Origin of the sequence: Kitasatospora sp. NPDC048239 (assembly GCF_043202015.1) — a bacterium.
Taxonomy (GTDB): Bacteria; Actinomycetota; Actinomycetes; order Streptomycetales; family Streptomycetaceae; genus Kitasatospora.
Genome location: NZ_JBICZP010000005.1, coordinates 680,208 through 692,731 on the forward strand (window position 1 = coordinate 680,208; position 12,524 = coordinate 692,731).

At 75.1% G+C, this 12,524-nt stretch carries 14 protein-coding genes; 13 read left to right on the top strand and 1 reads right to left on the bottom strand.

The annotated features are described in order from the left end of the window. The first annotated feature begins 74 nt into the window (after positions 1-74). From ACGFZP_RS17485 to ACGFZP_RS17505, 5 genes are all read left to right on the top strand, one after another. Positions 75-497 carry a hypothetical protein gene (locus ACGFZP_RS17485; protein ID WP_392933385.1) on the top strand — a complete coding sequence of 141 codons (423 nt, stop codon included), beginning with the start codon at positions 75-77 and terminating at the stop codon, positions 495-497. After that, entirely contained in the window at positions 494-1,000 is a 507-nt protein-coding gene (locus ACGFZP_RS17490; RefSeq protein WP_392933386.1) for a 3-hydroxyacyl-ACP dehydratase FabZ family protein, read from the top strand. Before ACGFZP_RS17485 ends, ACGFZP_RS17490 begins: the two co-directional genes overlap by 4 nt. Then, a complete protein-coding gene (gene fabG / locus ACGFZP_RS17495; RefSeq protein ID WP_392933387.1) occupies positions 1,000-1,746 on the top strand; it encodes a 3-oxoacyl-ACP reductase FabG in 747 nt (248 codons plus the stop codon). Before ACGFZP_RS17490 ends, fabG begins: the two co-directional genes overlap by 1 nt. Then, complete coding sequence (locus ACGFZP_RS17500) at positions 1,743-2,456, top strand: 2-hydroxychromene-2-carboxylate isomerase (protein ID WP_392933389.1); 714 nt, start codon at positions 1,743-1,745, stop codon at positions 2,454-2,456. The genes fabG and ACGFZP_RS17500 overlap by 4 nt, the downstream gene beginning before the upstream one ends. A gap of 149 nt (positions 2,457-2,605) precedes the next feature. Continuing rightward, positions 2,606-3,952, top strand: a complete 1,347-nt coding sequence (locus ACGFZP_RS17505; RefSeq protein WP_392933391.1) for a 3-deoxy-7-phosphoheptulonate synthase — start codon at positions 2,606-2,608, stop codon at positions 3,950-3,952. On the opposite strand, the gene ACGFZP_RS17510 is transcribed toward ACGFZP_RS17505, so the two are convergent. Next, positions 3,897-4,688 carry an aspartate/glutamate racemase family protein gene (locus ACGFZP_RS17510; RefSeq protein ID WP_392933393.1) on the bottom strand — a complete coding sequence of 264 codons (792 nt, stop codon included), beginning with the start codon at positions 4,686-4,688 and terminating at the stop codon, positions 3,897-3,899. The two genes, ACGFZP_RS17505 and ACGFZP_RS17510, sit on opposite strands and share 56 nt — an antisense overlap. 266 nt (positions 4,689-4,954) lie before the next feature. Between ACGFZP_RS17510 and ACGFZP_RS17515 the strand changes: the two genes are divergently transcribed. The 8 genes from ACGFZP_RS17515 (at position 4,955) to ACGFZP_RS17550 (ending at position 12,485) form a co-directional block, all read left to right on the top strand. After that, on the top strand, positions 4,955-5,695 hold the full coding sequence (locus ACGFZP_RS17515) for a DUF4097 domain-containing protein (RefSeq protein ID WP_392933395.1): 741 nt from the start codon (positions 4,955-4,957) through the stop codon (positions 5,693-5,695). 134 nt (positions 5,696-5,829) lie between these two features. Further along, entirely contained in the window at positions 5,830-6,759 is a 930-nt protein-coding gene (locus ACGFZP_RS17520; protein ID WP_392933398.1) for a 3-oxoacyl-[acyl-carrier-protein] synthase III C-terminal domain-containing protein, read from the top strand. 10 nt (positions 6,760-6,769) lie between these two features. Beyond that, complete coding sequence (locus tag ACGFZP_RS17525) at positions 6,770-8,146, top strand: ATP-grasp domain-containing protein (protein WP_392933399.1); 1,377 nt, start codon at positions 6,770-6,772, stop codon at positions 8,144-8,146. Further along, complete coding sequence (locus tag ACGFZP_RS17530) at positions 8,143-9,441, top strand: type III PLP-dependent enzyme (RefSeq protein ID WP_392933402.1); 1,299 nt, start codon at positions 8,143-8,145, stop codon at positions 9,439-9,441. The genes ACGFZP_RS17525 and ACGFZP_RS17530 overlap by 4 nt, the downstream gene beginning before the upstream one ends. 29 nt (positions 9,442-9,470) lie before the next feature. Then, entirely contained in the window at positions 9,471-9,740 is a 270-nt protein-coding gene (locus ACGFZP_RS17535) for an acyl carrier protein (RefSeq protein WP_392933404.1), read from the top strand. Positions 9,741-9,748: 8 nt separating this feature from the next. Beyond that, positions 9,749-10,597 carry a hypothetical protein gene (locus tag ACGFZP_RS17540; RefSeq protein ID WP_392933407.1) on the top strand — a complete coding sequence of 283 codons (849 nt, stop codon included), beginning with the start codon at positions 9,749-9,751 and terminating at the stop codon, positions 10,595-10,597. Further along, a complete protein-coding gene (locus ACGFZP_RS17545) occupies positions 10,597-11,316 on the top strand; it encodes a hypothetical protein (RefSeq protein WP_392933410.1) in 720 nt (239 codons plus the stop codon). Before ACGFZP_RS17540 ends, ACGFZP_RS17545 begins: the two co-directional genes overlap by 1 nt. Beyond that, positions 11,313-12,485 (top strand): acyl-CoA dehydrogenase family protein, encoded by a 1,173-nt coding sequence (locus tag ACGFZP_RS17550; RefSeq protein WP_392933411.1) that lies wholly within the window; start codon positions 11,313-11,315, stop codon positions 12,483-12,485. The genes ACGFZP_RS17545 and ACGFZP_RS17550 overlap by 4 nt, the downstream gene beginning before the upstream one ends. Positions 12,486-12,524 lie beyond the last annotated feature (39 nt).

Consider the following 12,524-nt stretch of genomic DNA (forward strand, 5'->3'; position numbering starts at 1 on the left):
GCACCCGCTGCGCCCGCCCCGCCTGCCGCGCCCGCCGCACCCGCTGCGCCCGCGAACCGAGAGGACAGAGCACGATGCCCGACCAGACCCCGGCCGCCGCCCCCGGCGGCCGCACCCTCCGGGGCACCGTCACCGTCGCCCCGGACGACCCGTTCCTCGCCGGCCACTACCCGGGCTTCCCCCTGGTGCCCGGCCTGCGGCTGGTGCAGTACGTTCACGACCTGGTGACCGCGGCAGTGCACCCCGCCGACCCGGAAGACCCCGCAGACCCCGTGGAAGCGGCAGACCCGGTGGAAGCGGCCGGCCCGAGCGGCGGCCACGAGCGGCTGGAGCTGAAGCGCGCCCGCTTCCTCAGCCCGGTCCGGCCCGGTGAGGAACTGCTGATCGAGGCGCGGGTCGAGCCCCACGCCGGCGGCCTGCGGGTCACCGCGCGAGTGGCCGCCGACTCCCGCCCCGCCGCCGAGATCACCCTGCTCTACCCGGGGGAGGCGGCATGAACGGCATCGCCCGCATCACCGCGCTGATCCCGCACCGCCGCCCCGCGCTGCTGGTCGACCGGGTCGTCGAGGTCGAGCCGGGCAAACGCCTGGTCACCCACAAGGCCGTCACCCTCGCCGAGCCCGGCTACCGGGCCGTCCCCGACCAGGCCCCCGACCACGCGTACGCCTATCCGCTGGACCTGCTGCTGGAGTCCTGGGCCCAGTCGGCGGTGCTGCTGGCCTGCTGGGAGCAGCCCAACGCCGACGTCCGGGCGGGCCGGGTGGTGCTGCTGGCGGGCGTGCGCGGCGCCAGGGTGCTGGCTCCCGTCCAGCCCGGCTGCGTCCTGGTGCACGAGGTCCACCTGGTCCGCGACGTCGGCGACGCCGTGATCACCACCGGTACCACCACCGTCGAGGGCCGCACCGTCCTGGAGATCGGCCAGCTCACCCTGGCACTGCGCGGCGCCGAGCTGCTGACCGGCGCGGGCGCCCCCGCACCGACCACCGAGGAGAGGTCCTGATGTCCGAAGCGAAGCGGCCCGTCGCCCTGGTGACCGGGGGCTCCCGGGGCATCGGGCGCAGCGTGGTCACCCGGCTCGCCGCCGACGGGTACGACGTGGCGTTCTGCTACCAGTCCCGGCACGAGGCGGCGGAGGAGACGGCGGTCGCGGCCAAGGCGGCCGGCGCGGCGGTGCTGGCCCGCCGGGTGGACGTGTCCGTCCAGGCCGAGGCGGAGCAGTTCGTTCGCGCCGCCGAGCGCGAGCTGGGCCCCGTCCACGCGGTGGTCTCCTCGGCCGGCATCGTCCGTGACAACCCGCTGGTGCTGCTCGGCGAGCAGGCCTGGCAGGACGTGCTGCGGACCAACCTCGACGGCACCTACACCATCTGCCGCGCCGCGGTGTTCGCGATGATGAAGCGGCGGGCCGGCGTCCTGGTGACGATGTCCTCGGTGGCCGGGGTGTACGGCAACGCGACCCAGACCAACTACTCGGCCTCCAAGGCGGGGATCATCGGCTTCTCGAAGGCGCTGGCCAAGGAGGTCGCGCCGCGCGGGATCCGGGTCAACTCGGTGGCGCCGGGGTTCATCGAGACCGACATGACCGCCGGCCTGACCGGTACGGCCGGCCCGGGCCTGGCCGCGCGGATCCCGCTGGGCCGGTTCGGCCGCCCCGAGGAGGTCGCCGACCTGGTCTCCTTCCTGGTCTCCGAGCGGGCCTCCTACATCACCGGCCAGGTGTTCGGCGTCGACGGCGGGCTGGTGCTGTGAGCCGGGCCGCCGGGATCCCGAGGTTCTACTTCTCGCTGCGCAGCCCGTACTCCTGGCTGGCCTACCGCGAACTCGTCGACGAGCACCCGCGGCTCGCCGCGGAGCTGGAGTGGCGGCCGTTCTTCGAGCCGGACGGGGAGAGCGAGCGGCGGCTGACCGCGCTCGGCGGGGTGTTCCCGTACGCGGCGATGACCCGGGCCAAGCACCTGTACATCCTCCAGGACGTGGCCCGGCTCGCCGAGCGGCGGGGCCTCGCGCTGCGCTGGCCGGTGGACCGGGCGCCGGTCTGGGAGGTCCCGCACCTGGCCTACCTGGTGGCGCGGCGCGAGGGACGCGGGGCTGAGTTCGTCGCGGCCGCCTACCGCACCCGCTGGGAGGAGGGCCGGGACATCTGCGACCGCGTGGTGGTCGCCGACCTGGGCGCCGGGCTCGGCCTCGACCCGGCGGAGCTGGCGGGCGCGGCCGACGACCCGGGGCTCCGCGAGCAGGGCGCCCGGCTGCTGCTGGACGTCTGCCGGGACGGCGTGTTCGGCGTCCCGTTCTTCGTGCACGGCTTCAGCCGCTTCTGGGGCCTGGACCGGCTGCCCGACTTCGCCGCCCACCTGCGGGAGCGGCGCGCCCCCGAGCAGGTGCTGCCGCAACCGGCCGGCGCCGTCGTCGGCCTCGGCCCCAGGTCGGTCGACGACGGGCACGCCGGCGGCTGCGGCTGACCGGTGCGGGGCCGGCCCACCGGGCCACCGGAGCGGGCCGCCGGAACGGACGGTCAACACGGGCCGGAAGGCCTCGACTCCACTGTCACCGAACAGACGTGACCCTCCGAACCGAGGGGCCCCACCACCCCGAGACCAGGGAGTCAGCGATGAGCGACGACACCGGCGGACCCGCCGAGCCGCGCCCGGCACGCCCGGCCGCCCAGCAGCCCGACTGGCCCGACCGGGAGTCGCTGCGCGCCGTCACCGGGTGGCTGGGCACGGCTCCGCCCCTGGTCTTCGCCGCCGAGTGCGACCGGTTGCGGGCCCGGCTGGCCGCGGTGGCCCGGGGCGAGGCGGTCCTGCTGCACGGCGGCGACCGCGCCGAGAGCTTCGCCCAGACGGGTGTCGAGACGATCCACGCCACCCTGCGGACCCTGCTGCAGATGGCCGTGGTGCTCACCCACGCCGCCGCGCTGCCGGTGGTCAAGGTGGGCCGGATGGCCGGCCAGTACGCCGAGCCGTGCCCGCCCCCGGTCGAGCGGCGCGGCGCCGTCGAGCTTCCCGCCCACCGTGGCGACGCGGTCAACGGCGCCGAGTTCACCGCCGGGGCCCGCCGCCCCGACCCGGCCCGGCTGCGGCGGGCGTACGAAGCCTCCGCGATGACCCTCAACCTGGTCCGGGCGCTCACCACCGGGGGCTTCGCCGACCTGCGCCAGGTGCACGCCTGGAACTCCGGCTTCGTGGCCGGCTCCCGGGCGGGGGAGCGCTACGAGGCGCTCGCCGAGGAGATCGGCCGCAGCCTGGCCTTCATGCAGGCCTGCGGGGTGGACACCCGGGAGCTCGGCACGGCGGAGTTCTTCGTCGGCCACGAGGGCCTGCTGCTGGACTACGAGGAGCCGCTGACCCGCTCCGACCCCGCCACCGGCCGCAGCTACGCGACCAGCGGCCATCTGCTCCGGCTCGGCGAGCGGACGGCCGATCCGGACGGCGCGCACGTGGGGTACCTCGCGCGGATCGCCAACCCGGTCGCCGTCGAACTCGGCCCGACGGCCGCACCGGACACCGTCCTCGGTCTGATCGACCGGCTCGACCCGGAGCGCGAGCCAGGTCGGCTGACCTTCCTGGTGCGCGCGGGCGCCGAACGGGTCGGGGACGTGCTGCCGCCGCTGGTCGAGAAGGTGACGGCGGAGGGCGCCCTGGCCTGCTGGGTGAGCGACCCGATGCGCGGCACCACGCCCCTCGCGCCGAACGCCGCGCCGAGCGGCCGTCGGACCGGTCGACCGGACGCTGCGCTGGAGGAGGTCCGCGGCTTCGTCGAGGTCCACCGGGCGCTCGGCACCCACCCGGGCGGCATCCACGTCGAACTGTCCGGAGCCGGTGCGACCGCGTGCGACGGCGGCGAGGTCCGCGCGGCGGACCGGGACCGCCGGGACGACGGGACGGCCCCCGACCCCCGGCTCACCCACGCGCAGGCCCTGGACCTGGCCTTCCAACTCGCCGAGCTGTACCGCTGAGCCGTGCCCGGCCGGCCGGCGCCGCGGTCCGGTACAGCTCGGCGACGCAGGCGCGGGAGAGCGCGGCCAGGCTGGAGACCATCAACTCCGGCGGCAGCGCGGCCTGCTGGTAGGCGAGCGGCAGCTCGGTGCAGGCCGCCAGGACGGGCAGCGGCCGCTGCCGCCAGAGCCGGTGGACGGCCGTCCGCAGGTCGTCCGCCGCCGACTCGGGACGCCGGGCCTTCACCTGGACGGCCGCCGCGTGGACGAGCCGCTGGGTCGCGCCGTCGGGCAGGTGCAGCGGGTAGCCGCGGACCGCCGCCCGCTCCTGGTAGAGGCCGCTGGCCAGCGTCCCGGTGGTGGCGGTCAGCCACCCGCCGCCGGGGCTCAGCCGGACCGCGGCGTCCAGGGTGGCGTCCACGATGTCCACCACGGGCACGGGCGAGGCGGCGGTGAAGGCCGCCAGGAAGACGTGTGCCGTGTTGCAGGGCACGGCCAGCAGGTCCGCGCCCCAGTCGGCCAGGGTCCACAGGCCGGCCCGGATCCGCCGGCCCGCCTCACCGTCACCGGTGAGGATCGCGGTGCTCCGGTCGGGGATGCCCGGGTCGGACAGCATCACGACCCTGGGGTGCTGCTGGTCCTCGACGGCCGGCGCGTCGGCGGCGAGCAGCCGGAGGAACTCCGCCGTCGCCGCGGGCCCCATGCCCCCGAGCACGCCGAGCGTCCGGGCGGGGGCGGGTGTCGTCACCGCTGTCATGGGTCGACTCTCCCCGGGCGGGCTGACAACGGGCTGACAGCGGACTGATATTCGACTGACGGACCGTCAGGGTGGTTGTCCTCAGGGGGGAATGGGGGGTTACCCCCATGGCCGGTGCGCTTGCCCCGGGGATACCGTCGGTGGGTATGGCCCTCACCAGGGGCCGTCACCAGCGACTTCTTGAGATGTGGGGTACAGCCATGCGGGTTACGGCAGCTCGGGCCACGGCGGCGGGGATCACGACGAGGATTGCGGAGGCGGTCCCGGTGGCGCGGAGGGCGGGCGCGAACCGCCCGCCCCGCTACCTCGGGGCCCTGGTGCTCGCCGGGATCGCCGCCGGGGGGCTCAGCGCCTGCACGCCGGGGACGAACGCGCAGGACGACGCCGAGGTGTCGGAGAAGATCACCTCGGTGCGCCTGGACAGCAGCTCCGGCGGCGTCACCATCAACGGCCGGGAGGGCGCGGGGAGGATCTCCGTGCACCGCTCGATCGACTACCAGGACGACCGGCCCGGCACCACCACCCGCGTGGAGAACGGCGTACTGGTGCTCGGCGGCTGCGGACAGCACTGCTCGGTCAACTACACCCTGGAGGTCCCCGCCGGGCTCCCCGTCGACGGCCAGACCTCCTCCGGCGCGGTCAGCCTCACCCGGGTCGGCCCGGTCAAGGTCACCACCCACTCCGGCGGCATCACCCTGGACGGCGTCGCCGGACCGGTCGAGGTGCAGACCACCAACGGCGCCATCAGGGGCACCGGCCTGAACGGCGACCGCATCCAGGCCCAGACCAGCAACGGCCAGATCGACCTCACCCCCGCCAAGGCCCAGGACGTCAGGGCCAAGACCTCCAACGGCGCCATCTCCCTCACCGTCCCGGCCGCCACCTACAAGGTCGCCGCCCAGACCAGCAACGGCCGCAAGGAGATCGGCGTCACCAACGACCCCGCCGGCCGCTACCAGCTCGACCTCACCACCTCCAACGGCCGCATCACCGTCAAGAACGCCTGACCGCCGAGCACGCCTGACCGACAAGAAGACCTGACCGGAAGGGGTTTCGGCGCCGGTCAGCCCGCTGTCAGCACCCTGTCAGCGTGCTCGGCGAGATTTGAGGGGCTTCGACTTCCATCCGAGGAGGCCCCGGCGTGACCTCGCTAGCAGCGGTGTCGAGTTACCTGCCACCGACCATCCCCGTCGAACAGCTGCGGGAGCCCCTGGGGCTGACGGACCAACAGGTGCGCCGGTTCACCCGGCTGTACGGGCTGGACCGGATCTGCCAGGCGCCCGCGCAGTCCGAGGCCGAGCTGCTGACCGCCGCGGCGCAGAAGCTGGAGGCCCTCGCCGGACAGGAGGACCGGGTCCGCTACGTGGTGCGCGCCAAGGGGCTGCGCACCACCGCGCCGTACCCCGTCAGCCCGCTCCGGCAGGTCCGCGAGGCGCTCGGCCTGCACCGGGCCGCGGTGTTCTCGGTGGCCGACCACGGCTGCGCCACCGGCCTGCTCGCCGTGGACGCGGCCGGCACCCTGCTGGCCGCCGACGGCGACCCGGACGCGCTCGCCCTGGTCCTGGCCGGCGACAAGACCTTCACCCCGTTCTCGCAGTGGGTGGAGGACGTCTCGATCATGGGCGAGGGCGTCAGCGCCGTCCTGGTCGGCGCCGGCGGCGGCCGCGACCGGGTGCTCGGCTACCACGCCCGCATCCACGGCCGCGAGGACGGCGTCATCGACCTCGACCCGGAGGGCGCACGCGACGCCAAGCGGATCTACCAGGACGCCATGGCCGAGGTCGTCCTCGGCGCCCTCGACCAGGCCGGGCTCGGCATCGCCGACCTTGACCTGGTCCTGCCGCACAACGTCAACCGGGTCTCCTGGACGGTCGCCGCCGCCCACCTGGGCATCCCCAGGGACCGCATCTTCCTGGAGAACATCGCGCGCACCGGCCACTGCTTCTGCGCGGACCCCTTCATCAACTACCAGTCCGCGCGCGAGCTCGGCCTGCTCCGGCCGGGGGACAGGTACCTGATGACCTCCGCCGGACTCGGCCAGTCGTTCGCCGCCATGGTCCTGGAGCACTGAGGTGGGCGCCATGACGGACGGACCCGCCCCGGAGTTCCCCCGGCGGCTGGCCGCCGCGCTGACCGGCACCCCGGACACCCCGCTGGTCCTGCTCGGCAACTTCGAGGTCGAGCAGCAGTGGGCCCGCGGCGAGCACACCCTGCCGCGCTTCTCGGCCGCCGCGTCCAGCGCCGTGGTCAACCGGATGGACCAGTTCGCCCTGCTGCTCGCGGGCGGCGGCGACCACGTGGTGCTCAAGACCCGCCCGGACGAGGACTACCTCGGCTACCTCGCGGGCCTCGGCCTGGCACTGCCCCGGATCCATGTCGTCGCCCGCCAGGAGCCGGACCGCACCGTCACCGAGGACGCCCTCGCCGACCCGGCGCTGCTCGCGGCCCTGGCCGGCCCCGCCGCCGACGGCGCCCGGCTGACCGCCCACGGCGTCTGCGAGCTGGAGGAACGCCTCGCCGACCGTGCCGGGCTGCCGCTGGCCGCCCCCTCCGCCGCCACCTGCAAGGCCGTCAACAGCAAGGTCTACAGCCGTCGGATCGCCGACGAGCTCGGGCTGCGCCAGCCGCGCGGCCGGGCCTGCGAGACGCTCGCCGAGCTCGCCGCGGCCTTCGAGGAGGCGGTCGCCGGCCCCCGGCCCGCCGTCGTCAAGGAGGCGTTCGGCGTCTCCGGCAAGGGCATCGCCCGGCTGGCCGGCCAGCGCCGCGCCGCGCGCATCCTGGGCGTGGTCGCCCGACAGGCCGAACGCGCCGGAGGCGACCGGGTGGCCTTCGTGGTCGAGGAGTGGGTCGACAAGCAAGCCGACCTCAACTACCAGTTCACCGTGGACCGCGGCGGCGCCGTCCGGTTCGACTTCGTCAAGGAGCAGCTTACCGAGGACGGCGTCCACAAGGGCCACAAGATGCCCCCGGACCTCACCCCCGCCCAACTGGACGAACTCGCCCGGACGGCGGACCTGCTCGGCAAACGGCTCCACGCCGACGGCTACTTCGGCGTGGTCGGCGTGGACGCCATGGTCGACCCCGACGGCGGGCTCTACCCGGTGGTGGAGATCAACGCCCGCCACAACATGTCCACCTACCAGGTCCGCCTGGAGGAGCACCTCGTCGCCCCCGGCCGGGTCGCCGTGGCCCGCCACTACCCGCTGCGGCTGGACCGGCCGCTGCCCTTCGCCGAGATCCGCGCACTGCTCGGCAACCTGCTGCTCGACCGGCCCGGCGGCCGCGGGCTGCTGGTGAACAACCACGCCACCGTCAACGCGGCCTTCCCCGCCGAGGACACCCCCGCCGAGGGCCGGCTGTACGGGATCCTCGTCGCCGACTCGGCGGCGGAACTGAGGGCCATCGACGCGGAGACCACCGTCCGGCTGGACGGGCGGAGCCAAGGGAGCAGGCCATGAGCGAGACCTTCGAGATCCAGGGCACGCCCGTCACCGAACTGGCGCAGGCCTACGGCACCCCGTTCTTCCTCTACGACGGGGACGCACTGGAGGGTCGGCTGCGCGAGCTGCGCGAACTCCTCGACCCCCGACTGCAGATCTTCTTCTCGCTCAAGGCCAACCCGAACGTGGCGATCTGCGCCCTGCTGCACGCCCACGGCGCGCGCGCCGAGGTCTCCTCGCTCACCGAGCTGCGCACCGCCCGGCTGGCCGGCGTCACCGGCCCGGACATCATCTTCCTCGGGCCGGGCAAGAGCCGCGCCGAACTCGCCGCCTGCCTGGACGAACAGATCGCCGCGATCGTCTGCGAGTCCCTCCAGGAGCTGGCGCTGATCGACGAACTGGCGGGGGAGCGCGGGGTACGCGCACCGGTCGCGCTGCGGGTCAACCCCGCCTTCTCGGTCAAGGGCTCCGGCCTGACCATGGGCGGCAAACCGCGCCAGTTCGGCATCGACGAGGCGCAGCTGCTCGCCGACCCCGGCCTCGCCGGACGGTTCCCGCACGTGCGGCTGATGGGCGTACAGGTCTACATGGGCACCCGGATCCTCAGCGAGAACGCCATCGCCGAGAACACCGAGCGGATCTTCGAGCTCGCCGACCGGCTGTCGGCCGCGCTCGGCTTCGAGGCCGAACTGGTCGACGTCGGCGGCGGCCTGGGCGTCGGCTACTTCGACGGCGAGCGGGACCTCGACCTGCCGGACCTCGCCGCCCGGCTCAACCCGCTGATCGCCGCCTTCGCCGACCGGCACCCGCACACCCGCCTGGTGATGGAGCTCGGCCGCTACCTCACCGCCCCGGCCGGCACCTACGTGGCCCGGGTGCGCTACGTGAAGACCTCGCTCGGAGAGCGGTTCGCCGTCACCGACGGCGGCACCCACCACCACATGGCGGCCGTCGGCATCGGCTCCTTCGCCAAGCGCAACTTCCCGATGGCCCTGCTCAACCGGTCCGGCGCCGAGGACACCCCCGAGGACTGGAACATCACCGGCCCGCTCTGCACGCCCAACGACACCCTGGCCAAGAAGGTCCGGCTCCCGCCGCTGCGGCAGGGCGACCTGATCGGCGTCCTGCGCTCCGGCGCGTACGGGCCGACCGCCTCACCCGTGCACTTCCTCGGCCACGGCTACCCGGCCGAGGTGCTGATGCTCGACGGGCGCCCGCACCTGATCCGCGAGCCCGACCGCCCCGAGGACCTGTTGGACCGCCAACGGCCGCTGCCGCCAGAGGCGTTGAAGCGGCCGACCACCCTCAGCTGACCCCCACCACACCGGAAGGAGAGCGCGCCATGCCCGAGACCACCGGCACCGACCGCGCCCGGATCGTCACCGAGATCTCCGCCGCGCTCGGCGAGGTACTCGACTACGACCTGCCGCAACTCACCGAGGAATCCCGGCTCTTCGACGAGCTCGGGCTGGACTCGACCGGCGTCTTCGAGCTGCTGATGCGGCTGGAGGAGTCACTGGACATCGAGTTCGACACCGACTCGCTGGAGATGGCCCACTTCGCCAGCGTCCGCTCGCTGGCCGACTTCGTGGCCGCGGAACTGGACGGCTGAGGATGCCCGTGCAGAGCACCCCGGCGGCCGTCCGACGGGGGGAGCCGGTGGAGTTCCCGCTGCGGCTCGCCGCCGTCGCCCACCGCTCCTTCCCGCCCGGCACCTCCCGGATCGACGACCCGTTCTCGCTGCGCCACTTCGCCGACCTGACGGCCGGCTACGGCGTGCCGCACCGCCCCGAGCTCGCCGAAGGCGGCGGGAACACCTTCACCACGATGGCCACCGCGCTGCTGCGCGACCTCGCCCCGCCCGGCCTGCCGATCGAGCTGGCCCTGGTCGCCCACGCCACCCCGGACCTGGACTGCCGGCTCGCCGCCGTCACCGCCCTGTCCGAGCTGCTCCCCGGTCACCCGCTCGCCTTCGCCGTCGCCGACTGCGGCTCGGCGGCGCCGTTCGCCGCACTGCGGTTGGCCGGGGCGTACGCCCGCCGCGACGGCCACCGCGCCGTCGCCGTGTTCGCCCTCGACCAGCACACCCTGCCCTACGGGAGCGGACCGCGGCCGGCCGCGGACGCCGGGGTGGCGCTGCTGTTCACCGACACCGGCACCGAGGGCCGGCTCACCCTGAGCCGGCTGCCCGGCACCACCGCCGAGGAGGTCCCGGACGCGCTGCGCTCCGCCCTCACCGGGCTGGGGGCCGGCCCCGACCTGCCGCTGGTCCTCGGCCCCGGACTGGACCGTGCCCGCCACCTGCCCGGCCACACCGGCCGGATCGCCCAGTCCGCGCCCGGCCGGCCCGCCTCCGGCACGCTCACCGCGCTGGCCGCCGAACCCGGCCGCGCACGGCACCTCGCCCTCGTCGACTACGACCCGGCCGACCGGGACCTCAGCGTCTGCCTGATCGAGCGGGGCTCCTGATGACCGCCGCCCGGCCCGGCACCGGTCTGCTCAGTACCGGTCTGCTCAGCGCCGGTCTGCCGGAGCGCTGCCAGGACACCGCCCGGTACCGCGGCCTCGCCCCGGCCCTCGCCCTGCTCGGCGCCGAGGCCCTGCCCGGACTGCTGCCCTGCGGACCGGCCGGGCACACCGTCACCGACCCCGCTACCTATGCCGCCGCCGGTCGGCTCTGGACCGACGGCACGACCGCCCCCCGCGCGGCCGGCCGGGAGCGCGTCCTCGCCACCGTCGACCTGCCCGGCGGCGCCGTCGCCCTGGCCGCCGCGCCCGTCCCAACCGAGCGGGCCCCGGACGAACAGCAGCGCGCCGCCTTCGCCCTCGGCCTGGTCCGGATCCGGCTCGGCCTCTCCGAGGCGCTGCGCACCGCCTGCCTGAACCACCTCGGCCGGCGCCGCAGCGGCGACGGCTACCTCCTCCAGCAGCAGCTGGTGAAGGGCGCCCTGGCCGACGCCGTCGCCGAACACCTGGAGGCCGCCGCCGTCCTGGCCGGCGCCGGGCCCGGCGATCTGGAGCCCGCGGTGCTCGCCGACCTGCACACCCGGATCACCGCCACCGACCGCGACCAGGTCCGGCTGCTCGGAGCCTCCGGCTACCTGCGCGACGGCCACGGCATGACCGCCTACGTCTCGGAGCTGCTCGCCGAGGCCCACACCGCCACCGCAGGGGGGTACCAGCCGTGAGCCGCACCGAGGACCCAAGGCTCGCCGCGCTGGCCGGGCGGATGCGGGAGTGGGGCGAGGACCTGCGCCCGCTCGCCCTGGAGATCGACCGCGACCCCGAGGCCGTCCGGCACCACCTGCACCTGCCCGCCCTGCGGTACCTGGCCGCGATGGGCATCCCCGCCGAGTACGGGCACACGCCCGAACCCGTCGACGGCCACCGATTCCACGGCGTCAGCGCCCTCGAACGCGTGGTCGTCATGGAGGAGTTGGCCGCCGCCGAGGTCGGCGCGCTGGTGGCCGCACCGGGCCCGTGGCTGGCCGGCGTCGCCGTCGGCCTGCTCGCCGACCACCGGCAGAAGGAGTGGTTCTACGGCCGGCTGCTGGCCGAACCGCTGTGGACCTGCTTCGCCCTCACCGAACCCGACCGGGGCTCCGACGCGGCCGCACTGCGCACCAGCCTGACCGCCGGACCGGACGGCCTGCTGCTGACCGGCGAGAAGCGCTACGTCGGCAACGCCGCCCGCGCCCGGCTCGCCGTGGTCTTCGCCCGCAGCGCCCCCGGCCCGCTCGGCATCACCGCCGTCCTGGTCGACACCGCCGACCCCGGCTACCGCGCCGAACCGCTCGACATGATCGGGCTGCGCGGCGCCCGGATCAGCACGATCACCCTGGACGGCGTGGCGGTCCCCGAGGACCGCGTCCTCGGCCGGCACCTGCCGCCGACCAGGCGCGGCGTCTGGGCCTTCGTCCAGACCTTCAACGTGCTGCGCCCCGGCGTCGCCGCCATCGCGGTCGGCATCGCCCGCGCCGCCCTGGAGTACGCCACCGCCCAGCGCCGCACCCTGAACGCCGACGAGCGGCACCGGCTCGACGCGCTCGGCCGACGGATCGCCGCCACCCGCAGCCTGGTACGGCAGGCCGCCGCAGCCGTGGACGCACGCGGCAGCGACGGCCACCCGGCCTCCGCCGCCAAACTGCGCGCCGCCCGGCTCGCCGAGGAGGCGACGCTGACCGCCGCCGGCCTGCTGGGCCCCGGCGCCCGGCTGGCTCACCCGTTGCTGGACAAGCTGGCGCGCGACGCCCGGGCGACGGAGTTCCTCGAGGGCACCGCCAACATGCAGCGCCTCAACCTCTTCCAGGGCCTGCTCGGCGGCCGGGTCGACCGGGCCCGGCCGCGGCCGGACTGACCGTCAGCCCGCCGTCAGCGCCCTCGGACAGCATGGGCT